The following is a 22,671-nucleotide window of genomic DNA, read 5'->3' as shown; positions in this document are numbered from 1 at the left end:
GCTCGGGGTCGACGTGGGGAGCGTGCGGGTGGGGGTCGCCCGATGTGATCCCGGCGGGATACTGGCGTCCCCGCTGGAGACCGTGAAGAGCGGCAGAGGCGACATCGACCGGCTCGTGGAGCTGGTCGCCGAGCATGAGGCGATCGAGGTGGTCGTCGGGCTGCCCACGTCCCTGTCGGGACGGGAGGGCCCGGCGGCCCAGGCGGCGCGCAGGTTCGCCGGGATGCTCGCGGACCGTCTTCCCCCGGAGACGGTCCGGCTGCACGACGAGCGCCTCACCACCGTGACGGCCGAGAGCGGCCTGCGGGCGGGGGGCGTGCACGGCCAGGCCCGGCGCAAGGTCGTCGACCAGGCCGCCGCGGCGGTCCTGCTGCAGGCGGCCCTCGACGCCGAACGGTTGACGGGCCGCCCCCCAGGGGAGATCGTCCGGGGGAGCTCATGAACGATTTGGACCTGTTCTCCGATCCGTACGGCGACGGGCGGCCGTCCGACGACCCGCGCGGGCGGCAGAGCCGGCGGCGCGTGCGCAAGCGGCAGAAGCGCCGCCGGCGCAACGGCCGCGCCGCCGCCCTGTTCGCGCTGGCGTTCCTGGTGGCCGTGTTCGGCACCGGCGGCGTCCTCGGGTACGCCTGGCTGGACGACAAGTGGCACCCGCCGGACTACGAAGGCCGCGGCGCCGGGAATGTCACGGTCCAGATCAAGGACGGCGCGAGCGGCTCGGCCATCGGGACGACGCTGGAGCAGCACCGGGTGGTGAAGAGCTCCCGCGCCTTCGTGAAGGCGTACACCAAGGAGCTGAAGGCCTCCAGCATCCAGCCCGGCTTCTACCAGATGCGGCTGAAGATGTCGTCGGCCGCGGCGATGGCGCTGCTGCTCGACCCGAAGTCGCGGGCCGGGAACCAGGTCACCATCCCGGAGGGGCTGCGGGCCGTCGAGCTCTACAAGCGGCTGGAGGAGAAGACCGGTATCTCCGCCAAGGAGTTCCAGGCGGCGGCGAAGAAGCCGCAGGGGCTCGGGCTGCCGGAGTACGCCAAGGGCAAGGTGGAGGGGTACCTGTACCCGGGCCGCTACGACCTGGACCCGAACGGCACCGCGGCGCAGATCCTCAAGCAGATGGTCGGGCGGTTCAACAAGGAGGCCGAGAGCACCGACCTCGTCGCCAAGGCGCGCAAGGCCAAGATGAACCCCGCGACCGTCGTCACCTTGGCCAGCCTGGTCCAGGCGGAGGGCGGCAAGCCCAGCGACCTGCCGAGGATCTCCCGCGTGATCTACAACCGGATCGACAAGGGCATGAAGCTGCAGTTCGACACCACGGTGCTCTACGCGCTGAACGAGCGGCGGCTCAAGGTGACCCAGAAGGACCTGCTCACCCCGTCGCCGTACAACACCTACCTGCACAAGGGCCTGCCGCCCGGCCCGATCAGCAATCCCGGGCCGGACGCGATCGAGGCGGCGCTGGCGCCCGAGGACGGGACGTGGCTGTACTTCATCGCCACCGACCCGACCAACAAGGTCACCAAGTTCGCCACGACGGAGGAGGAGCGGCTGGCGATCGAGAAGGAGTTCCGGGCCTGGCAGAAGGAGCACCCGGGCCAGTGACGGGGGAGACGGGCCGCCGGGCCGCGGTGCTGGGTTCGCCGGTCGCGCATTCGCTGTCGCCGGTGCTGCACGGCGCGGCCTATGCGGCGATGGGCCTGGACGACTGGTCCTATGGCGCGGTCGAGTGCGGCGAGGACGGCCTCGCCGCACTCCTCGGCGGTCTCGGCCCCGAGTGGGCGGGCCTGTCGCTGACCATGCCGCTCAAACGCGTCGCGCTGGACCTCGTCGACACGGTCTCGGACCTGGCGGTGAAGGTCGGCGGCGCGAACACGATCGTCCTTCGGGACGGGCGGCGGCACGGCGACAACACCGACGTGTACGGCATCGAGACGGCGCTGGCCGAGGCCGGCCTGAAGGCGCCGGCATCGGCGCTGGTGCTGGGCGGCGGCGCCACCGCGGCGTCCGCGCTGGCCGCGCTGGCCCGGCTCGGCACGCACGAGGCGGTGCTCGCGGTCCGCGCACCGGAGCGTGCCGCGGGGACGGCCGGGGTGGGGGAGCGGTTCGGGCTCGCGGTCCGGGTCGAGACGCTCGACCGGGTGCCGGCGCACCTGCCGGCGGAGCTCGTGGTGTCGACGCTGCCCGGACGGGCCGCCGACGCGTTCGCCGGACCGGTCGCCGAGTCCGGCGCGGCGCTGTTCGACGTGGTGTACGCGCCGTGGCCCACGGCACTGGCGGCGGCGGTGCGCCGGTCCGGCGGCACCGTCGTCGGCGGGTTCGCGATGCTGCTGCACCAGGCCGTCCGGCAGGTGGCGCTGATGACCGGCCGCGAGGACGTGCCGGTGGCGGCGATGCGCGCCGCGGGCGAGGCGGAACTGGCCCGCCGCGCCTGAGTCCGCCGCGCCTGGAGCCGCCGGGTTCAGGGCGGGCGCTGGGGACGGCGCCGCTTCACCGACTCGTCGATGCTGGTGAGGATGATCGGCAGGATCACGCTCAGCCAGAAGTCCTTCCAGCCCCACAGGCCCGCGGCGACGCCGAGCAGGCTCCCGGCGCACACCAGGCCGAGCAGGAACGCCGCCCAATGCCGCTGGGCGAACCCGACCGGGTCGACGAGCCGGCGGTGCGGCAGCAGGTCGGCCAGCGGGCGCTCCCGGGCGTGGGAGCGCTGCACGACCGTCGCGTCCGGCAGCCAGTGCAGCACGTCGGCGGTCCCGGCGAGCGGCAGCCGGGACAGCGCGGTCAGCGTCTCCAGCCGCCACCACAGCGTCCACAGCGACGTCCGCCCGCTGCCCGGGTAGCCGTTCCAGCGCGGGTCGGTGATCTCCCCGCGCACCAGCGTCCGGAACGCGCGGGCGATGGTCGGCCCGTGCGGGCCGCGCGGGTCGCGCAGCAGCGCGGTCAGCGCGATCGGCAGCCCGTAGTGCCAGAGGGCGAGCCGCCACACGGGCTCGGTGCCGGCCCGGTGCTCGGCGAGGCCGTGCGGCGACACGTCGTAGGTCTCGATCCACGTGTGGTCGTCGTCGGGGTCGAGGTGCTCCAGGAGCCAGTCGTAGGCGTCCAGCAGCCGCTCGGTCCGCAGCTCCGGGCGCACCTCGGCCAGCGTCAGGAGCGCGAACCCGGTGTGCGTGACGGTCGGGCGGGACGCCTGCGTCGGACCCCAGGCGGGCCGGTGCGCGGTCCGGTCGGCGGTCAGCCACTCCACGCCCCGGTCGACCGCGGGATCGTAGGGGTTCAGCTGGCTGAGCGCGCGGAGCGCCAGGCACGTCAGCCACACCCTGGACGGGCAGCCGTGCAGCGAGCCCCAGCCGCCGTCGTCGTTCTGGTTGCGCAGCAGCCAGCGGTAGGCGCGTCTGAGGTCGGGGGCGTCGTCGCGCAGGTCGCAGCGGGCCCGGGCCAGGAACCGCGCGATCCAGCCGGTCGCCTCGACCACCGGCATGGCGAGGCTCGTCTTGGTGGCCCAGCCGCCGTCGCGCAGTGGGTCGTCGGAGGCCGTCTGCCGGGCGGCGAGGAACGCCAGGCCGTCGTCGAAGTACTCGAACGCGCGGCCCGTCTCGACGAACGCCAGCAGCCCGAGCGCCGTCGCGGTCGTGCCGGGCTCCGGCCGGGCGAGCTCGTGGTACCAGCCGCCGCCGGTGCCGAGCGCGGGCGCGTAGGTGTCGCGCAGGACGTCCAGCGACTCGTTCAGCCTGGTAGCCAGCACGGCCATGTCGATGACGGGGACGTCTGCGCCGCGCGGCGGTGCGGGGACGGGAGGTGTCTGGTTCACGATGCAGCCTTCTGTCTCTTTTGTTCCCGTCAAGCCCGGATTTGTACCTCGCAGGTTCCATGTCTGTATCCCTCGCCGCACAGAGATCGGGCCCGCCGGGCCGGGCACGGTGGAAGGAGACCGCTCCCGCGTTCCGCGCTGCTGGAGGTGGCTTGGCCGAACCGACCGCCTGGAACGAGCCCGGCCACGACTGCGTCCTCTGCCCCCCGCTGCGGTTCCGGTTCAACGGCATGGCCGGCCTGCCCGGCGAGGCGGGCGTCATCGCCGGCGACCGCGACTTCCTGCTGATACCGGACGTGGCGCCCCTCGCCGACGGGCACGTCCTGCTGATGACGCGCGACCACCACCAGTGCGCCGGGGACTTCGGCCGGGAGATGTGGGCGCGCGCCCTGTGGTGGCGCGATCGCGTCGCCCGCCTCTACCGCGCCGCGTACGGGACCGGCGAGCTGCTGCTGTTCGAGCACGGCCCGGCGAGCCCGCAGGGCGGCGGCGCGTGCATCGACCACGCGCACTGGCACCTGATCCCCGGGACACCGGGCGTGCGGGCGGTGGTCGAGCGGGAGGGGTGGCCCGGAGCGCCGGCCGATCGCGCCACCCTCCGCGCGTACTACCGCACCGGCCGCTCCTACCTGCTGATCGAGGAGGGCGGCGTCGCGACCGTCCACCCGGGCGACGGCGTGCGGAGCCAGTTCCTGCGCTGGGCCGTGACGGCCACCCGCCACGACCGGACCTGGCGCTGGCAGGAGACGTTCGGGCTGCCCGGCAGCAGGCGGCGCTTCCTGCGCACCCTCACGGCGATGCGCGCCGCGGCGGCCGCCCTGCCGGACGCGGATCAGCCTCCCGACAGCCACCAGTAGAGCTCGCACGCGGCCATCCGGTCGCCGAACCCGGCCCGCCGCACACCGCCGGTGTACCCGGTGGAGTACTCCATCAGCAGGCGCCCCCGCTGATAGGCGAGCACCCGTTCCAAGGACGTCGCACCGAACCGCAGGAACCACAGCGGACGGCCCGCGACGTCGGCGTCGAGCGCCGGCAGCAGACTCCTCGGCTCGTGGGGCCCGCCTGCCGCCGCCGGCCGCCCGAGCAGGCGCGCCAGCGTGTGCACCTCGGAGATGACCAGGTCCGCCGCCTCCAGCATCGGCAGCACGTCGGACGCCGGGAGCCGCGCGTCGACGTCGTGCGGGACGAGGTCGAACGCGACCCGCACGCCCGCGGCCCGAGCCGTCCGCGCCGCCTCGTGCAGGGCCGCCCGCGACACCGGGGACAGCAGCGAGTACCCGTCGAGAGCCAGCACGTCGGCGGCCTCGATTCCCTCCGCCGCCGCGCGCACGTCGTCCGAGGTGAGGCGCCGCCCCGGCGGCTCGTCCTGCACGACCAGCAGCCGGACCCCGGGCCCTCCGCCGTCCGGCCGGTCGCGCAGCATGACCGAGACGCCGTTCGGAACGCCGGGCTCGACGCGCAGCCGGTCGCCCGCGCCGATGCGCCGCAGCTCCCGCCGGATCGTCTCCGTGTAGTCGTCGTCGCCGACCTTGGCCAGCACGTCCACCCGGCGGAAGTAGCCCACCGCGCACCGGGCGAGGTTCACCGCGGTCCCCGCGACCATGGCCCGCGCCGGGGCGTAGGACAGGCGGTCGGCGCCGAGGTCGGCGAACCGCACGTCCGGCAGCGACGCGCGGACCTCGATCCCGGCGTCCCCGATGACGAACAGCGCGAAGCGGCGCTCGGCCGCACCGTCCGGCCCCGGCCATTCGGCGGGCGATCGGGACGGCGCCATGCCCGGCGCTCAGCCGGCCCGGTTCAGGAACGCCCGCATCACCGGGCGCAGGCTCGGGATGAGGTCGTACCCGGCGGCCTCGTCGAGCGGTACCCAGGCGCACCCGTCCAGGTGGTCGCTCGCGTCCTGGTTCTCCAGAGTGGCGTCCAGTGTCACCGGCCGGCAGCGGCGCGCCGCCGCGATCACCCGGATCTGCCCGCCCGCGGGGCCGCGGTCGGGCATGAACCACTGCCACAGGTGGAACGGCGGCCCCGGGTCGACCTTGAGGCCGACCTCCTCCCAGACCTCGCGCCGGATGTGGTCGTCGAGATCCAGGTCGGCGTCCACCTCCAGTCGCCCGCCGGGCACCTCCCAGCGGCCGGGATGGAACGGGTCGGACGCCGACTTGCGGACCAGCAGCAACCTGCCGCCGGACACGATGAACGCCTTCTGCGCGAACTGCAGTCCGATCGGTGACAAGGCGGTGAGGGGGCCGGTGGCGCCGGCCTCGACCGAGGGCATCGCGGGATAACCTCCCTGTGCCGGCCGCACCGGGCCGTCTCGGCTCCACCGTAACAAGCCGCGGTCGCCGCGCCGAGACGCCCGCCGGGACAGAACACCGTCACCTCCCGACCCCGGGCCGCGCGGCCGGGGAATGGTCAGGGGCCTCCGTTCGTTGAGCCGGGTGGCGTACCTACGTAGACGCCCGCGCGGCCCGGGGTCGAGCGGGTCGTCCGGTACGGCGCACCGACTCCCGCCAGGTGGTAGTCTTAGTGGCCGACCGGCCCTGTGCGTGCGATCGGGAGATCGTATGCGCGTGGGCGCTCAAGCGGAGGCCACCTCCCACCTGACCGGCCGAAGGCCGCGGACCTTGCTCGCCGCCCTCCTGGGGCGGCTTCGCCGGAGCCCGCGGTGTTCATCTGGGGACACCCCAGACCCCAAAGGCCGGTGGGTTCTCGGTCCGGTGAACGGGCGCGACGCGCTCGTCTCGCCGTCGTCCCTGAGCGGTGCCGCCGTTCCGGGAAGACCGAAGGTGGCCCCGTGCGTGAGTCGTGCGGGGCTTTTCTCGTGGAAGCCTCGGGGTACGACCGGTCCAACGAACTTGAGAACGGCCCCAAGGAGGTCCCATCAGCGCCGAACCGCGTATCAACGATCGCATTCGCGTGCCCGAGGTCCGGCTCGTCGGCCCGAACGGCGAACAGGTGGGCATCGTGCCCATCGCCAAGGCCCTTGAAATCGCGCGTGAGTCGGATCTCGACCTCGTCGAGGTGGCGCCCACCGCGCGTCCGCCCGTCGCCAGGCTCATGGACTACGGCAAGTTCAAGTACGAGTCCGCGATGAAGGCGCGTGAAGCGCGGAAGAACCAGGCGCACACGGTCATCAAGGAGATCAAGCTCCGCCCGAAGATCGACCCGCACGACTACGAGACCAAGAAGGGTCACGTGGTGCGGTTCCTGAAGGCGGGGGACAAGGTGAAGGTCACGATCATGTTCCGCGGTCGTGAGCAGTCCCGTCCCGAGCTCGGTTACCGGCTGCTGCAGCGGCTCGCCGACGATGTCGAGGAGCTCGGCTTCGTCGAGTCGCGGCCCAAGCAGGACGGCCGGAACATGATCATGGTGATCGGTCCGCACAAGAAGAAGACGGCCCGCGGGCAGGAGGCCGAGAGCACCGCCTGACGGCCGCCCGGGACGGCCTCACCGCGGTCCCGGCAGCGCGACCTCGCGGGCTGAGCGGGGTCGCGGCGCACGTACATTGAAGCCTGGCCCGGCGCCCCCACGATTCACTTGTGGCGCGCCGATCAGGCGCGCCTCCGCGCGGGTCCGCACGGAGGCCGGGAAAGAGGGAGACGACGGCGACCATGCCGAAGACGAAGACCCACAGTGGTGCCAAGAAGCGCTTCAAGCTGACCGGCTCCGGCAAGGTGATGCGCCGCCGCGCCAACAAGAACCACCTGCTCGAGCACAAGCCGACCAAGCGGACGCGCCGGCTGTCCGGCCCCGCCGTGGTGGCCGACGCCGACGCCAAGAACATCAAGAAGCTGCTGCGCAAGTAGCACTCGACCGGCAACATCAGCGACCGGCCGAGGCCCGACGGCCCCGGCCCCCACGAAGGAGTTCAGCACGTGGCACGCGTGAAGCGGGCGGTCAACGCCGCCAAGAAGCGTCGGGTCGTCCTGGAGCGGTCGAGCGGCTACCGCGGTCAGCGTTCGCGCCTGTACCGCAAGGCCAAGGAGCAGCAGCTCCACTCGATGACCTACGCGTTCCGGGACCGCAAGGACCGCAAGGGCCAGTTCCGCCGGCTGTGGATCCAGCGGATCAACGCCGCGGCCCGCGCCAACGGCATCACCTATAACCGGTTCATCCAGGGCCTGAAGGCCGCCGAGATCGAGGTCGACCGGCGCATGCTCGCCGAGCTGGCCGTCAACGACGCCCCGGCGTTCGCAGCCTTGGTCAAGGTCGCCAAGGGCGCGCTTCCGGCCGAGGGTTCGGAGGCCGCCTGAGCCGGGTGACCGGCAGGCGGGCGAGTACGGCGATATGGCGGGCCGCGAGCTGACCTCTCTCCGATCACCACGGGTGAAGGCCGCTCGGCGGCTCGCCAAGCGCGCGTTCCGGCGCCGCGAGAACCTGTTCCTCGCGGAGGGGCCGCAGGCGGTGCGGGAGGCGCTGGAGATACCCGGTGGCCTCGCCGAGCTGTTCACCACGGCCGAGGCCGAGACCCGCCACCCCGAGCTGGTGCGCGCCGCCGAGCGCGCCGGCGCGCCGGTGCTGCGCGTCAGCGGCGAGGTCATGGCGGAGCTGGCGCAGACCGTCACGCCGCAGGGCCTGCTCGCGGTGTGCGGGTTCGTCGACGTCCCGCTCGGCAAGGCGCTGGAGGCGCGGCCCCGGCTGGTGACCGTGCTCGCGCACGTCCGCGACCCCGGGAACGCGGGGACCGTGCTGCGCACCGCCGACGCGGCCGGCTCGGAGACGGTCGTGTTCACCGACGCGTCCGTCGACCCCTACAACGGCAAGTGCGTCCGCGCGTCGGCGGGCAGCCTGTTCCATCTGCCGGTGGTCGTCGGCCCGCGGTTCGACACGCTGATCCCGGAGCTGAAGGGCGCGGGCCTCACCGTCCTCGCCGCCGACGGCGCCGGCGACCGCACCCTGGACGAGGCGATCGACGCGGGCGCGCTCGCGCGCCCCACCGCCTGGGTGTTCGGGAACGAGGCGTGGGGGCTGCCCGACGAGATCCTCCGGCACGTGGACGAGGTCGTCCGCGTGCCCATCCACGGGCGTGCCGAGAGCCTGAACCTGGCGACGGCGGCCGCCGTATGCCTTTACGCGTCGGCCCGCGCCCAGCGCGGTTCGTGAGGGACGGGCCCCGGCCCGCACGTGGCGGCGGCCGCACGCGGCGGCGGCCGCACGTGGCGGCGGCCGCCGGGGTTCGATGCATTCCGTGATCGGCTGGCCGCAAACGGTCGCCTTATGCGCCGTTTTGGGGTCGGTGAGCTGGGAGGATGGTCTGCGCGCGAACGGCCGGCAGGGGGCCGGCCGCCGTGCGGGGACTCGTTCGCAGGTAGGAGCGGGATTCGCGACCGGCGATGGATCACGTCGCCGCGATCCGGTGCCTAACGTGTTGATCAGTGGGTTGACCAGGGCGGCGACGGAGCCGCACGAAGTGGGGGCGAGCGTCATGGCCGAGGAGTTCAGACGGGCCGGCAGGACGGTCCGGCGGGCGCCGGAGGTGCGGTGCCGGGCCGGTGCGGTCCAAGCGCCCGCCGTCCCGGGCGACCCCGGCGCACGCGCCGGGCTGCGGCTGCGGATCGCCCGCGTGCGGGGCGACACCGCCGTCGTCTCGGTGGCGGGCGAGATCGACCTGCGCACGGCGGGGGCCCTGCGCGACCGGCTCGTCGAACTGCACGCCGAGCGGGCCCGCGAGGCGCCCGGCGAGGGCCCGCACCGGCTGGTGGCCGACTTCACCGCCGTCTCGTTCTGCGACGCGGCCGGGCTCGGCGCGCTCGTCGCCGCGCACAACCAGATCGCGGCCGCCGGCGGCGAGATCGCCCTGGCCGGGGTGCGGCCCGCGCAACTGCGGCTGCTACGCATCACCGGGCTGCACCGGCTGTTCGCCGTCCACCGGGACACCGGCGCGGCGCTGTCGGATGTGCAGCTGTCGGGTCAAGGGCCCTCCGTCCGCGATTCGCCGACCACGTCGCGCTGAGCCGCCGATGCCCTGGTGAAACCGCCCTCCGGAGGGGGCGGCACGCCGCCCGGAGGCTACACATGCCTTGCCGCGAGGCGGTTTCCGGGTCCCGTAAGGTGACCGACTCCGGCTAGAGTCTTCTATCGACAGGCCGCGTTCTCATCGGTGTTGTGGAGGCCGCTGTGGGCGGAGAGGAACCCCCTCTCGTGGCCGCGCGCGTACCCGAGCAGGGGTCCGGGCCGGGGCCCGAGTGGGGCACGGCGGACGACCTGCCCGATGGGCTGATGGTCGCCGGCCGCGACGCGCGTGTGGCGGTGTTCAACGCCGCCGCCGCGCGCATCACCGGGATCTCCGCCGCGTCCGCCGTGGGCCGCGACTTCCGCGACGTCCTGCCCCTGCACGACGCGGAGGGCCGCGACTGGTGGAAGTGCCTGGCCCCCTACGACGGCCTCCGCACCCGCACCAGGCACCCGGAGCGCGTGCTGTTCCTGCCAGGCGGCACGGAGGTGCTCGTCACCGCCGCGTACCGGCGCGACGGCGAAGGCAAGGTGGAACGGTTCACGGTCTGCCTGCGCGACGCCCTGCACCGCGCCCGGCAGGAACGCGACCGCGCCGATCTCGTCTCCACCGTCGCCCACGAGCTGCGCTCCCCGCTGACCAGCGTCAAGGGGTTCACCGCGACGCTCCTGGCCAAGTGGCACCGCTTCAACGACGACCAGAAGCGGGTGATGCTGGAGACCGTCAACGCCGACGCCGACCGCGTCACCCGGCTGATCACCGAGCTGCTGGACGTCTCCCGCATCGAGGCGGGCCGGCTGGAGATGCGCCGCCAGGTCGTCGACATCCCCGGGGAGGTCCGCAAGATCATCGCGGGCCGGGTCGCGGCCGGCGAGCCGGAGGGCCGGTTCCGCTTCGAGACGCGCGGCGAGCTCCCCGAGATGTGGCTCGATCCCGACAAGATGGACCAGATCCTGGGCAACCTCGTCGAAAACGCGGTGCGGCACGGGGCGGGCACCGTCACCATCGTGGTGGAGCCGGACGCACACAAGGAGGGGGCGGCCGTGTCGGTGCGCGACGAGGGCGAGGGCATTCCGCCTGAGGCCGCGCAGCGCGTCTTCCGGCAGTTCTGGCGCGGCCCCGGCGGCAACCGCCGCGGCGGCACCGGCCTCGGTCTCTACATCGTCAAGGGCCTCGTCGAGGCGCACGGTGGCGTGATCACCGTGCGGCGGGCGCCCGGCGGCGGCGCCGAGTTCCGATTTACCGTGCCCGCAGGGGCCCCCGACTACGCGAGCTGAACCCGGCGCACACCGCCGGGGGACGCACCGGTCACCGGGCCCCTGGTCGGGCCAGCGCGTCTCGCGCACGCTTTCCGGATCTTCACCGCCCGCGCACTAGACTGCGGGTGTCCCACGCCGACCGGAGTCGATCACACCACCATGTCTGCACCCAATAATTCCTATGATCCCGTCGAGGTGTCCGCGCTGGCGCCCGAGGAGCTGGAGCGGGCCCGCGACGACGCGCTCGCGGCCATCGCCGGCGCCGCCGGCCTCGACGCGCTGAAGCAGGTTCGCCTGACCCACGCCGGCGACCGTTCCCCGCTGGCGCTCGCCAACCGCGAGATCGGCGCGCTGCCGCCCGCGGCCCGCGCCGACGCCGGCAAGCGCATCGGCGCCGCGCGCGGCGCCGTGTCCAAGGCGCTGAAGGAGCGCCAGGCCGAACTGGAGGAGGAGCGCGACCAGCGCGTCCTCGTCGAGGAGACCGTCGACGTCACGCTGCCGTGGGACCGTGTCCCGCGCGGCGCCCGGCACCCGCTGACCACCATGCAGGAGCGGATGGCCGACGTCTTCGTCTCGATGGGCTTCGAGGTCTCCGAAGGCCCCGAGGTCGAGGCGGAGTGGTTCAACTTCGACGCGCTCAACTTCCTGCCCGACCACCCCGCCCGCACGATGCAGGACACCTTCTTCGTCGAGTCGGAGGAGTCCGGGCTGGTGATGCGCACGCACACGTCCCCGATGCAGATCAGGTCGCTGCTGTCGCGGCCCCTGCCGGTGTACGTGGTGGCGCCGGGACGCACGTTCCGCACCGACGAGCTGGACGCCACGCACAGCCCCGTCTTCCACCAGCTGGAGGGCCTCGCCGTCGACGAGGGCCTGACGATGGCCGACCTGCGCGGCGGCGTCGGCGCGTTCGTCACCGGCATGTTCGGCGAGGGGCTGAAGACGCGGTTCAGGCCGTCGTACTTCCCGTTCACCGAGCCGTCCGCCGAGATGGACATGCAGTGCTTCGTGTGCCGGGGCGCGTCCGCGGAGCCGGGCGCCGACCCGTGCCGCACCTGCAGCTCGGAGGGCTGGATCGAGCTGGGCGGCTGCGGCATGGTCAACCCGCGGGTGCTGGCGGCCTGCGGGGTCGACCCGGACCGCTACAGCGGCTGGGCGTTCGGGATGGGCGTCGAGCGGACGCTGATGTTCCGGCACGGCGTCGAGGACATGTACGACATGGTGGAGGGTGACGTCCGGTTCACCCTCCCGTTCGGGACGGAGATCTGATGCGGGCCCCGCTTTCCTGGGTGCGCGAGTACGCCGGGCTTCCGGCCGGCGTCACGGGCCGCGCGCTGGCCGCCGAGCTGATCGCGGCCGGCCTGGAGGTCGAGACCGTCGAGCAGGCCGGCGCCGACATCACCGGCCCGCTCGTGGTCGGCGAGGTGCTGGCGATCGAGGAGCTGACCGGCTTCAAGAAGCCCATCCGGTTCTGCCAGGTGGACGTCGGCGACGCCAACGGCACCGGCGAGCCGCAGAACATCGTCTGCGGCGCCGCCAACTTCGCGGCCGGCGACCGCGTCGTCGTCATCCTGCCCGGCGGCGTGCTGCCCGGCGGCTTCGAGATCGGCAGCCGCAAGACCTACGGGCATGTCTCCGAGGGCATGATCTGCTCGGTGACCGAGCTCGGCATCGGCGACGACCACAGCGGCATCCTCGTCCTGCCGCCGGACGCGCCGGTCGGCGCGGACGCGGTGGAGCTGCTCGGCCTGCGCGACGACGTCCTGGACATCGCCGTCAACCCCGACCGCGGCTACGCCCTGTCGATCCGCGGCATCGCCCGTGAGGCCGCCACCGCCTACGGGGTCCCGTTCACGGACCCCGCCGACGTGGACATCCCGGCGGAGACCGCAGGGGCGTATCCGGCGAGCATCGGTGATGCGACCGCGTGCGACCGGTTCGTGCTGCGCGAGGTGCGCGGCTTCGATCCGGACGCGCGGACCCCGCTGTGGATGCAGGTCCGCCTGCACCGCGCCGGGATGCGCCCGGTGTCGCTCGCCGTCGACGTCACCAATTACCTGATGCTGGAGCTGGGCCAGCCGCTGCACGCCTTCGACCGGGGCAAGCTGACCGGCCCGATCGTGGTGCGGCGCGCCGCGCCCGGCGAGCAGCTGGAGACGCTCGACCACGTCAAGCGGACCCTCGACCCCGACGACATCCTCATCACCGACGAGTCGGGGCCGATCTCGATGGCCGGCACGATGGGCGGCCTCGCCACCGAGATCGACGAGCGGTCGGCCGACATGGTCGTCGAGGCCGCGCACTTCGACGCCATGGGCACCGCCCGGATGAGCCGCCGGCACCGGCTGCACAGCGAGGCGTCGCACCGGTTCGAGCGCGGCGTCGACCGCGAACTGCCGCTGTACGCCTCGTACCGGGCGGTGCGGATGCTCGCCGAGCTCGGCGGCGCGAAGGTCGTGCCGGGAGTCACCCACGCCGAGGCGCCGGTCGAGCAGGTCACGGTCACGATGCCCGCGGGGCACCCCGACCGGGTCGCGGGCATGGCCTACGGCCGGGACGCGGTCGTCCGCCGCCTTGAGCAGGTCGGCTGCGCGGTGACCGGGGACGATGTGCTGACGGTGACCCCGCCGTCCTGGCGTCCCGACCTCACCGACCCCAACGACCTCGCCGAGGAGGTCGTCCGGCTGGAGGGGTACGAGGACATCCCGGCGCGGGCGCCGCGCCCGGCGGCGGGCAAGGGCCTCACGGTGCAGCAGCGGCTGCGCCGCCGCGTCGGCCGGGCGCTCGCCGGTGCCGGCTACGTGGAGGCCCTCGCCTTCCCGTTCGTCGCCGAGAAGGACCTGGACGGCCTCCAGCTCCCCGCCGGCGACGCGCGGCGGCGGACGCTGCGGCTCGCGAACCCGATGTCGGAGGAGGAGCCGCTGCTGCGCACCACGCTGCTGCCGGGCCTGCTCAAGGTGCTGGCGCTCAACGTGGGGCGCGGCTTCGCCGACACGGCCCTGTTCGAGGTCGGGGTGGTGTTCCGGCCGCGTCCGGGCGCGCCGGAGCGGGCGCCGCGCCTCGCCGTGGACCGCGGCCCGGCCGACGACGAGATCGCCGGCCTGGAGGCGGCGCTGCCGGACCAGCCGCACCGGGTGGCGGCCGTCCTGTCCGGCGACCGCGAGCCGTCCGGCTGGTGGGGCGAGGGGCGCCCGGCGCTGTGGGCGGACGCGATCGAGGCCGCCCGCACGGTGGCCCGCGAGGCCGGCGTCGAGCTGGCGGCCAAGGCCGACCGGCACGCGCCCTGGCACCCCGGCCGCTGCGCCGCGCTGTACGCGGGGGACACGCTCGTCGGGCACGCCGGTGAGCTGCACCCGCGCGTCACCAAGGCGTACGGGCTGCCGGCCCGGTCCTGCGCGATGGAGCTGGAGCTGCGCCGCCTGGGCGAACCGGTCACGGTCCGCGCGACGCACGTGGCGTCCTACCCGGTCGCCACGCAGGACGTCGCGCTGGTCGTCGACGCGGCCGTCCCGGCCGCCGAGGTGGAGACGGCGCTGCGCGACGGCGCGGGCGAGCTGCTGGAGGCGATCCGGCTGTTCGACGTCTACGCCGGCGAGCAGGTCGGAGAGGGCCGCAAGTCCCTGGCCTACTCGCTGCGGTTCCGTGCCGCGGACCGGACCCTCACCGCCGAGGAGGCGTCCGAGGCCCGCGACGCCGCGGTGGCCGTCGCCTCCGACCGCACCGGAGCCGTCCTGCGCGGCGCCTGACGTCCCCCGAACGTGCCCCGGGCCCCCGCCGCCGTCCGGGGCACGTTCGCGTGTCAGCCCGCGTAGTCGAGGCTTCCGTCGCGGCGGCCGACGGACACGAGCCGGTCCATCGACAACGCCGCCACCGCGTACCAGCAGGCCCCGACGACCGCCTCGGTCCCGAGGAGGCGCATGACGCGGCCGGGGGAGGCGCCGTCCAGGATGCCGCGCACCGCATCCAGCCCGTGCACGACCGGCAGCGCCTGTGCCGCGTACTCCAGCGGGGCGGGCCAGACCTCGACCGGGACGTTCACGCCGCCGAACGTCATCACGATCCCGTACGCGACGTTGAGCACCAGCCATTCGACGCCGCGCATCCGCAGCGCGATGCCCGCGAGCGCGCACCCGTACCCGTAGCTGCTGACGAGGATGAGCAGGACGACCGGGACCGCGTACGCCGCGCGCGGCCAGGGCAGCGGGACGCCCAGCATCGGCGGCAGGGCGATCCAGGCGACCAGCGAGCTGGTCATCCCGGTGACCGTCCACTGCAGGCCGCGTCCGAGGTACACCGGCAGGTGCCCGGACGGCGCGATGGCCAGCAGCGGCAGCGTCCCCATGCGCCGCTCACCGGCCAGCGAGATCACCACGATGGTGGACTCCATGCAGGCCAGCACGACGATGTTGCCGACCAGCACGTACCGCATCGTGGCCTCGTCGCCGACGTAGCGGCCGAGCAGCGCGTAGAACGTGGCCTGGCAGAGCAGCCGCATCAGCCACCCGAACGTCCACGTCCGCCACGTGTAGACGGCGCCCATCTCGGCGAAGCCGAGGATCAGCGACTCCCGGACGATCCGCAGCAGGGGCTTCATGCGAACCCCACCGTCCCTTCTCGGCGGGACCGGTTCACGTAGTGCCGGGTCAGCCACAGTCCCGCCGCCATGGACGCCGCGCCCAGCCCGAGAACCGCCCCGGCCGAACCGGGCCAGCCGTGTGCGTCGCCGTGCACGGCGTCGCGCAGCAGTTCCGCGCTCCATGACAGGAACACCACCCGGCTGAACGGGTGCAGCCAGCCGGGCAGCGCCGCGACCGGGACGAGGATCCCGCCGAGGATGTAGAACGGGTAGCCGAGGGAGTTCTGGAGCACGTCCCGTGCCCGCGACACCACGAGCACCGCCGACAGCAGCGTCGCCGTCCCGACCGTCGCGAAGCAGGTGACGGCGACTGCGACCACGAACAGCGCCGGATCGGCGACGGTCACCACCCTGCCGAACCCGAGGGCCGCCACCGTCCAGGATTCCGCGAACGCCGCCGCGCCGACCAGCACCACCATCGCGACCCGCCCGGCCACCACCGGGCCGAGCGCGGCGGGAGCCGCGATCATGGAGGTGAGCCGCCCGGCCCAGCGGTCCTCGGGGACGATGCGGCCGGCGTAGTCGAGCGCGGCGACCCACAGCCCGATGAGCCCCGGCGCCAGGACGGCGTTCGCCACGACGTCCGGGCGGTGCGCCGTCACGGTCAGCGCCAGCATCGTCGTGGTCTGCATCGGAGCGATGAGCAGGATGAGCGCGTGCTCCGGGTTGCGCCGCGACAGTGCCAGCTGCAGCAGGACCGCCTGCCACATCACACGGACCGTGCTCATACGCGCATCCCCCTGTCGCCGACCGTGCGCAGGTAGACCTCTTCGAGCGTCGGCTCGCCGCGGCGGGCGGTGAGGACGTCGCGGTCCAGCAGCCAGCCGAGGACGCGGCGGGTGGCGCCCCGGTCCGGCGTGTGGGCGCGCCATGCCGTCCCGTCCTGCCGTTCGACGTCGGTCACGTCCGGCAGCAGGGCGAGAGCGTCGGCGAGCGCCGGGTCCGGGTGGGTGAAGTCGACGCATTCGCGGTCGCCGAGGAACCGCCCGGCCTGGCCGGTGTCCCCGGTCAGCAGCATCCGGCCGCGGTCGATGAGCGTCACCCGGTCGCAGAGCGCCGTGGCCTCGTCCATGTCGTGCGTGGCGAGCAGGAACGTGCGGCCCTCCGCGCGCAGGTCGAGGACGAGCCGCCGGAACGCCCCCGCCGCGACCGGGTCGAGCCCGGACGTCGGCTCGTCCAGGAACAGCACGCGCGGCTCGTGCAGGAGCCCGCGCGCCAGGTGCAGCCGCTGCCGCATCCCGCGCGAGAACCGCTCCACGCGGTCGTCGGCGCGTTCGGCGAGGCCGACCCGTTCCAGGAGCGCGTCGGCGCGGTCCCGGGTCGTGCGGGCGTCGAGCTTGTAGAGCGCGCCCCAGAACAGCAGGTTCCGCCGGGCGGACAGCCGGTCGTAGAGCCCCCGGTCGCCGCCGAGGACCAGCCCGACGAGCGACCGGACGGCACGCGTCTCGGCGGCGACATCGTGGCCGAGGACGCGGGCCGAACCCTCCGACGGCAGCAGCACGGTGGAGAGGATCTTGACGAGGGTGGTCTTGCCCGCGCCGTTCGGCCCGAGCAGCCCATGGATCTCGTTCCGTTCGATGGTCAGCGTCAGGTCGTCCAGGGCGACGACGGGGTCCTTGCGGCCGCGCTTGTAGACGCGGCCCAGCCCGGAGGTGTGCACGGCGGGTTCCATACCTCCGACCGTGGAGGTAAGGAGGGGCGCCGGGCACTAAGGCGCGGGCTTATCTCTCGACGAGGCCGCGGTCGCGGGCGGAAGCCACGGCCTCGCCGCGCGAGGAGACGCCGAACTTGGCGAGGATGTTGGAGACGTGCACGCTCGCGGTCTTGGGGGAGATGACCAGCTCCTCGGCGATCTCCCGGTTGGACCGGCCGCGCGCCAGCAGCCGCATCACCTCCGACTCGCGCGCGGTGAGCGGCCCTCCGGCCGGCCCGGCGAGGCCCGCGCGGCGGGCCCGCTCGGAGATCCGCCGGGCGAGCGGGGCGGCGCCGAGGCGGGCGGCGACCCCGGCCGCGCGGTCGAACCGGGCGGCGGCCGCCGCCCGGTCACCTGCCGCCAGGTCGGCGCAGGCGCCGTCGAAGAGAGCGCATGCGAGCGGGTAGGGCAGGCCGAGGTCCTCCCACGTTCCGATCACCTCGCCCCAGCCGGCGGGGCCGCCGGTCAGCGCGGTCACGGCCGCCTTGTGCGCCACCGCCACCGGAGTCACGGCGGGGAGCCTCGCGGCCAGTCCGGCGATCTCGGGGAGGCGCGGGCCGCCGGCACGGGCGGCGGTCTCCAGCAGCGGCCAGAGGTGGCAGGGCTGGACGGTCAGGCGCGGGTGGCGCAGGACGGCGTCCAGCGCGGCGCGGGCTGCCGGGCGGTCGTCCTCCGCCAGCCGCCACTCGGCGATCATCTGGGCGAGGGGCAGCGCCGTCTGCGGGAACCCCGCGTCGAGCGGGACGGCGAGCGCCTCCGGCTCGGGCCGCGGGCCGTCGCCCCGGGCGGCCAGCAGGGCGATCCGCCAGATCATCAGCTGGACGCGGACGCCCGGGCCGTGGTGGTGGTCCAGCCGCCGGCGCAGATCGCCGGCGGCCTCGTCCCAGCGGCCGAGCCGGAACAGCGCCTCGACCCGGTTGACCGCCGGCGCCAGCCCTGAGCTGTGCGCGAGCCCGGAGCGTTCCGCGACCGCGAGGCCCTCGTCCGCCAGCGCCAGCGCTTCGGCCGCGTCGCCGCCGTTCAGCCGGCAGTGCGCCAGCGTGTTGAGCACCCGGACGTGTATCCACGCGTCGAGATCGCGGCGCCGGAGCCCTTCCAGCGGACCCAGGTCGCCGTCACCGTCGCGCGCCGCCGCGGCGGCGACGGTGAACTCCAGGCCGGGGCGCACCGGGCCGAGGCCGAGCGCGTCCGCCAGTTCAAGCCCCTCCCTGCCGAGCCTTTCGCCTTCCTCCGCCTCGCCGTAGACGAGCAGGCGGGCGCTGAGCCGCGCGAGGATCCCGGCGCGCACGGGGGCGGGACCGGCGGCGAGCCGCTCGGCCTCCCGCAGGTCGTCCAGCTCGTCCTCGCGGCCTTGGTAGCCGCGCATCACGGCGCGGTAGGAGAGGATCCAGGCGGCCGCGGCGGGGTCGCGCGCGCGGTCGGTCTCGTCGAGCAGCCGCTGGACGAGCGGCGTCCCGCGCTCGGGGTCGCCGCTCGCGTCGGCGGCCTGCGCCGCCGCCAGCAGGACGTCGTGCCGGGTGCATCCCGCCAGGTTCGCGGCATCCGGAACCCGGTCCCACAGGCCGAGGACGTTCTCCAGTAGGCCGAGCTGCTCGGCGTAGGCGGTGGCCGCCTCCCGCTCCCCGGCCGCCCGCCATGCGGCCACCAGCGCCCGGGCATGGTCGCCGCAGCCCTGCCAGTGGACGGCGAGCGCGCTCGACGGCGCGTCGCTGAGTTCGGGGGAGCGCCCGATCGTCTCGGCGTAGCGGCGATGGACGGCCGCGCGTTCGCCGGGCAGCAGGTCCTCGTGGACGGCGTCGCGGATGAGCGCGTGCCGGAACGCGTACCCGTCGCCGTCCGCGACCAGCAGGCCGTGCCCGACGGCCGGGCGCAGCGCCTCGCTCAGCTCGGCGTCGGGCAGCCCGGTCACCGCCGCCAGGAGGGCGTGCCCCGCCCGGTCGCCGGCGGCGCTCGCGGTGCGCAGGGCCGCGCGGGTGCTTTCGGGGAGCCGGTGGACGCGGTCGAGCACCAGGTCGCGCAGGGACCCGGGCACGGTCTCGCCGGGATGGGCGAGGAGCGCCTCGACGAACAGCGGGTTGCCGCCGCCGCGCGCGTGGACGTCCCGGACCAGGGCCGGGTCGGCGGTGCCGAGGATGCCGCGCACCTGGTCGGCGACCTCCGCCGGGGTGAGGGGCGGCAGATCCAGCCGGACCACGTGGGGGAGCCGGGCCAGCCCGGCGAACCACGGCCGGGTGTCCGGCTCCTCCGGGCGGAAGGTGACGACCGCCAGCACTCCGGCGCGCGGAGGATTGCGGAGCAGGAAGGACAGCAGGTCGCGGGTGGAGCGGTCGGCCCAGTGGGCGTCCTCCACCACCAGCGTGACCGGTTCGGCCGCGCCGAGCCGCTCGGCCAGCGTCAGGACGTGCTCGAACAGCCGCAGCCGGCCGGTGCCGTCGTCCGGCGGGGGAGCGGCGGCGGTCAGGCCCGGCATGAGCCGGGCCAGTTCCGGCAGGGCGGCCGCGGGCATCAGCGAGGCGACAGCGTCCCGCCCGAGGCGGCGCAGGATCGCGCTGAACGGGGCGTACGGGAGGCTCGCGGCGCCGAGGTCGAGGCAGCCGCCGGTCAGCGTGCGCAGGTCCCGCGTGAACTCGGTGAGCAGGCGCGTCTTGCCGCCGCCCGCCTCGCCGCCCACGAGCACGGCCGCGGCCTCTCCCGCGCGGGCGCGCGCGTGCGCCTCGCGTAAGGCTTCCAGTTCGGCGGCACGCCCTGCGAACACCGGGCTGACGGTTCCCACCCGGACAAGGATGCCGATTCTTAACGCTACTTGTGTTGCGATAGGAAGTCGGGTATTCTCAACGACGTCACATCGCCGCCCGGCTGGGGAGTCCATTGAGGATCTGAGGTCCGACACCGCGCAGTGGCCTTCCACGGCCCGCGCACGTGACCTCAGTACGGACTCCGTTCCCGCCGGGCTTTCCCATGCCCGCCGGCGCGTCGCGCGATCCCGCGGTGTCTCCATGTGTCCCGCACCTGCTCTTTCACCATGGAGGCCACCCCTATGTCATTTGCCATCGTGTGCTCGGACCTGTCGTTCGCCTGGGCGGACGGGACCGTCGTCCTGGCCGGGCTCGACGCCGCGTTCGGCACCGGCCGGACGGGCCTGATCGGCGTCAACGGCTCCGGCAAGTCCACCCTGCTGAAGATCATCGCCGGTGAGCTGCGGCCCGCGGCGGGCACGGTCGCCGTCGAGGGGGAGATCGGCTACCTGCCGCAGAACCTCGTCCTCGACGGCGCCGCCACGGTCTCGGACCTGCTCGGCATCACCGCGGCCCGCGCCGCGCTGCACGCGATCGAGTGCGGCGAGGCCACCGAGGAGAACTTCGCCGCGGTCGGGGACGACTGGGACGTCGAGGAACGCGCCCGCGCCGAACTCGACCGGCTCGGCCTCGGCCACCTCGACCTGGACCGGACCGTCCCGACCCTGTCGGGCGGCGAGGCGGTCATGGTCGGGCTGGCGGCGCACTTCCTCGCCCGTCCCGACGTCCTGCTGCTGGACGAGCCCACCAACAACCTGGACCTTGACGCGCGGCACCGCCTGTACGACGCGGTCGCGTCCTGGACGGGCGTGCTGGTCGTCGTGAGCCACGACCGGGAGCTGCTCGACCGCGTCGACGAGATCGCCGACCTGCGCGACGGCGCCGTCCGGTCGTTCGGCGGCAACCTGTCGGCCTACGAGGAGCTGCTCGCGGTCGAGAAGGAGGCCGCGGAACGGACGGTCAGGGCCGCCGAGACCGACGTCCGGCGGCAGCGGCGCGAACTGGAGGAGGCGCACGTCAAGCTGGCCAGGCGCAAGCGCTACGGCAGCAAGATGTTCGAGCAGAAGCGCGAACCGAAGATCATCATGCAGGAGCGCAAGCGGCAGGCGCAGGTCTCGGCCGGCAAGCACCGCATCATGCACGAGGAGCGGCTGGCCGACGCCCGCACGCGGCTCACCGAGGCGGAGGACGCGGTCCGCGAGGACGCCGAGATCCGCATCAGGCTGCCCGCCACCCGCGTCCCCGCCGGGCGGACGGTCGCGACCGTGACCGGCCTGACCGCTCCCGAGCCGGAGCCGGGCACGCTGGCCGAGCTGATCGTCCAGGGACCGGAGCGGATCGCGCTGGTCGGCCCGAACGGCTCCGGCAAGACCACGTTCCTGCGGGCGCTGGTCGGCGACCGCGTCCCGGAGGGGGTGGCCGTCAAGATCGGGGTGGACGGGGTCCGGTACCTGCCGCAGCGGCTCGACGTCCTCGACGAGGACCTGAGCGTGGTCGGCAACGTCCGCGCCCAGGCGCCCTCGGCCCCGGTCAACCAGATCAGGGCCGGGCTCGCCCGGTTCCTGTTCCGGGGCGCGCGCGCCGACCGGCCGGCCGGGACGCTGTCGGGCGGGGAGCGGTTCCGCGCCGTGCTGGCGTCGCTGCTGCTCGCCGAGCCCGCCCCCCAGCTGCTCATGCTGGACGAGCCGACGAACAACCTCGACATGGCGAGCGCCGCGCAGCTCGCCCAGGCGCTCGCCGCCTACCAGGGCGCGCTGATCGTGGTCAGCCACGACGTGCCGTTCCTGCGCACACTCGGCATCACCCGCTGGCTGCACATGGACCGGACGTCCGGCCTGACCGAGATGGAACCGATGTAGAACACGGGACGGCCCTGCGCAGAGCGCTCTGCGCGGGGCCGTCGCACGTCCGGTCAGGTCAGGACGCGCTTGGTGAACGTGCGGGTCGCGGCCCACGTGAGCAGGACCGTCCCGCCGACGATGGCCAGCAGGAACGCCCACACCGGCATGTGCGGGATCTCGGGCGTCAGCGCGCTCCGCAGCCCCTCGCTGACGTACACCAGCGGGTTGATCAGGCTGAGGATCTGCAGCCAGCGGATGTTGTCCAGCGCCGACCACGGGTAGTAGACGCAGCCGAGCATCGTCATCGGCAGCAGCACCATGGCGAACAGCATCTGGACCTTCTGCGGGTTCATCAGCGTGCCGAGCAGCAGCCCGCCGGACGCCGCCATCAGCGACCCGGCCACCATCACCACGATGAGCACCGGCCAGTTGTCCACGTGGACCTTGGGCGACTGGCCCTCGGCGTGGATGAACAGCACCGCGGGGAACACCAGCAGTCCGCCGATCAGGCCCTGCGCCGCCGCCGCGATGATCTTCTGGACGCCCAGCAGCGGCACGGGCACCGGCGCCAGCGCCCGGTCGGTGATCGACTTCTGCCAGGTCAGCTCCATCATCAGCGGGAAGATCACCGCCATCATCGCCTGCATGATGATGGACGAGCCGACGAGGCCGGGCAGCAGGATGGTGGAGAA

The 22,671-nt window shown here is 74.0% G+C and carries 21 protein-coding genes; 13 read left to right on the top strand and 8 right to left on the bottom strand.

Annotated features, from left to right (window positions below; all coding sequences use genetic code 11):
- The 3 genes from ruvX to E1293_RS26160 form a co-directional block, all read left to right on the top strand.
- On the top strand, nt 1-442 hold a 442-nt coding region (ruvX, locus tag E1293_RS26170), incomplete at its 5' end, for a Holliday junction resolvase RuvX (protein ID WP_132200132.1).
- Nucleotides 439-1,599 carry an endolytic transglycosylase MltG gene (gene mltG, locus E1293_RS26165; RefSeq protein ID WP_132200131.1) on the top strand — a complete coding sequence of 387 codons (1,161 nt, stop codon included), beginning with the start codon at nt 439-441 and terminating at the stop codon, nt 1,597-1,599. The genes ruvX and mltG, both read left to right, overlap by 4 nt.
- Entirely contained in the window at nt 1,596-2,429 is an 834-nt protein-coding gene (locus E1293_RS26160) for a shikimate dehydrogenase (RefSeq protein WP_132200130.1), read from the top strand. The genes mltG and E1293_RS26160 overlap by 4 nt, the downstream gene beginning before the upstream one ends.
- 26 nt (nt 2,430-2,455) lie before the next feature.
- Here the strand turns inward: E1293_RS26160 and E1293_RS26155 are convergent, their stop codons facing one another.
- Nucleotides 2,456-3,802: a prenyltransferase/squalene oxidase repeat-containing protein gene (locus E1293_RS26155; RefSeq protein WP_132200129.1), complete on the bottom strand. Its 1,347-nt coding sequence runs from the start codon at nt 3,800-3,802 to the stop codon at nt 2,456-2,458.
- Nucleotides 3,803-3,954: 152 nt separating this feature from the next.
- On the opposite strand from E1293_RS26155, the gene E1293_RS26150 reads away from it, so the two are divergent.
- The gene (locus E1293_RS26150) at nt 3,955-4,659 is read left to right on the top strand and encodes an HIT family protein (protein WP_132200128.1); all 705 of its coding nucleotides are present in this window, start codon (nt 3,955-3,957) and stop codon (nt 4,657-4,659) included.
- Here the strand turns inward: E1293_RS26150 and E1293_RS26145 are convergent.
- Together E1293_RS26145 and E1293_RS26140 are read right to left on the bottom strand one after the other, a co-directional pair.
- Nucleotides 4,635-5,576 carry a carbohydrate kinase family protein gene (locus tag E1293_RS26145; protein WP_132200127.1) on the bottom strand — a complete coding sequence of 314 codons (942 nt, stop codon included), beginning with the start codon at nt 5,574-5,576 and terminating at the stop codon, nt 4,635-4,637. The genes E1293_RS26150 and E1293_RS26145 overlap by 25 nt on opposite strands.
- Before the next feature lie 9 nt (nt 5,577-5,585).
- Nucleotides 5,586-6,077 (bottom strand): NUDIX domain-containing protein, encoded by a 492-nt coding sequence (locus E1293_RS26140; RefSeq protein WP_132200126.1) that lies wholly within the window; start codon nt 6,075-6,077, stop codon nt 5,586-5,588.
- Nucleotides 6,078-6,718: 641 nt separating this feature from the next.
- On the opposite strand from E1293_RS26140, the gene infC reads away from it, so the two are divergent.
- From infC to pheT, 8 genes are all read left to right on the top strand, one after another.
- A complete protein-coding gene (gene infC, locus E1293_RS26135; protein WP_229808746.1) occupies nt 6,719-7,231 on the top strand; it encodes a translation initiation factor IF-3 in 513 nt (170 codons plus the stop codon).
- Between the two features lie 182 nt (nt 7,232-7,413).
- A complete protein-coding gene (gene rpmI / locus E1293_RS26130) occupies nt 7,414-7,608 on the top strand; it encodes a 50S ribosomal protein L35 (protein ID WP_067468638.1) in 195 nt (64 codons plus the stop codon).
- Between the two features lie 69 nt (nt 7,609-7,677).
- Nucleotides 7,678-8,055: a 50S ribosomal protein L20 gene (gene rplT, locus E1293_RS26125; RefSeq protein WP_132200125.1), complete on the top strand. Its 378-nt coding sequence runs from the start codon at nt 7,678-7,680 to the stop codon at nt 8,053-8,055.
- Nucleotides 8,056-8,089: 34 nt separating this feature from the next.
- Nucleotides 8,090-8,905, top strand: coding sequence for a TrmH family RNA methyltransferase (locus tag E1293_RS26120; RefSeq protein ID WP_132200124.1), 816 nt, complete (start codon nt 8,090-8,092; stop codon nt 8,903-8,905).
- A gap of 322 nt (nt 8,906-9,227) precedes the next feature.
- Nucleotides 9,228-9,755 (top strand): STAS domain-containing protein, encoded by a 528-nt coding sequence (locus tag E1293_RS26115; protein WP_132200123.1) that lies wholly within the window; start codon nt 9,228-9,230, stop codon nt 9,753-9,755.
- Nucleotides 9,756-9,943: 188 nt separating this feature from the next.
- Complete coding sequence (locus E1293_RS26110) at nt 9,944-11,032, top strand: sensor histidine kinase (protein ID WP_279473281.1); 1,089 nt, start codon at nt 9,944-9,946, stop codon at nt 11,030-11,032.
- A gap of 141 nt (nt 11,033-11,173) precedes the next feature.
- Complete coding sequence (gene pheS / locus E1293_RS26105; RefSeq protein WP_132200122.1) at nt 11,174-12,283, top strand: phenylalanine--tRNA ligase subunit alpha; 1,110 nt, start codon at nt 11,174-11,176, stop codon at nt 12,281-12,283.
- Complete coding sequence (pheT, locus tag E1293_RS26100; RefSeq protein ID WP_132200121.1) at nt 12,283-14,760, top strand: phenylalanine--tRNA ligase subunit beta; 2,478 nt, start codon at nt 12,283-12,285, stop codon at nt 14,758-14,760. The genes pheS and pheT overlap by 1 nt, the downstream gene beginning before the upstream one ends.
- Before the next feature lie 53 nt (nt 14,761-14,813).
- Here pheT and E1293_RS26095 read toward each other — a convergent pair whose 3' ends face one another.
- Genes E1293_RS26095 through E1293_RS50285 form a run of 4 tightly spaced genes read right to left on the bottom strand, consistent with a single transcriptional unit; the run spans nt 14,814 to nt 20,116 of the window.
- Nucleotides 14,814-15,608 (bottom strand): ABC transporter permease, encoded by a 795-nt coding sequence (locus E1293_RS26095; RefSeq protein ID WP_132200120.1) that lies wholly within the window; start codon nt 15,606-15,608, stop codon nt 14,814-14,816.
- On the bottom strand, nt 15,605-16,378 hold the full coding sequence (locus tag E1293_RS47685; protein WP_165978402.1) for an ABC transporter permease: 774 nt from the start codon (nt 16,376-16,378) through the stop codon (nt 15,605-15,607). Before E1293_RS47685 ends, E1293_RS26095 begins: the two co-directional genes overlap by 4 nt.
- Nucleotides 16,375-17,322, bottom strand: a complete 948-nt coding sequence (locus tag E1293_RS26085; RefSeq protein ID WP_132200119.1) for an ABC transporter ATP-binding protein — start codon at nt 17,320-17,322, stop codon at nt 16,375-16,377. The genes E1293_RS47685 and E1293_RS26085 overlap by 4 nt, the downstream gene beginning before the upstream one ends.
- A gap of 49 nt (nt 17,323-17,371) precedes the next feature.
- Nucleotides 17,372-20,116 (bottom strand): ATP-binding protein, encoded by a 2,745-nt coding sequence (locus E1293_RS50285; RefSeq protein ID WP_165978401.1) that lies wholly within the window; start codon nt 20,114-20,116, stop codon nt 17,372-17,374.
- A gap of 264 nt (nt 20,117-20,380) precedes the next feature.
- Here E1293_RS50285 and E1293_RS26075 point away from each other — a divergent pair, with 264 nt between their 5' ends.
- Nucleotides 20,381-21,997 (top strand): ABC-F family ATP-binding cassette domain-containing protein, encoded by a 1,617-nt coding sequence (locus E1293_RS26075; RefSeq protein ID WP_132200117.1) that lies wholly within the window; start codon nt 20,381-20,383, stop codon nt 21,995-21,997.
- Between the two features lie 53 nt (nt 21,998-22,050).
- Here the strand turns inward: E1293_RS26075 and E1293_RS26070 are convergent.
- Nucleotides 22,051-22,671: ABC transporter permease (locus tag E1293_RS26070; RefSeq protein ID WP_132200116.1), on the bottom strand; the 621-nt coding region annotated here is incomplete at its 5' end.

Source organism: Actinomadura darangshiensis (genome assembly GCF_004349235.1).
GTDB lineage: Bacteria > Actinomycetota > Actinomycetes > Streptosporangiales > Streptosporangiaceae > Spirillospora > Spirillospora darangshiensis.
This window is presented reverse-complemented; position numbering and strand designations above follow the sequence as displayed.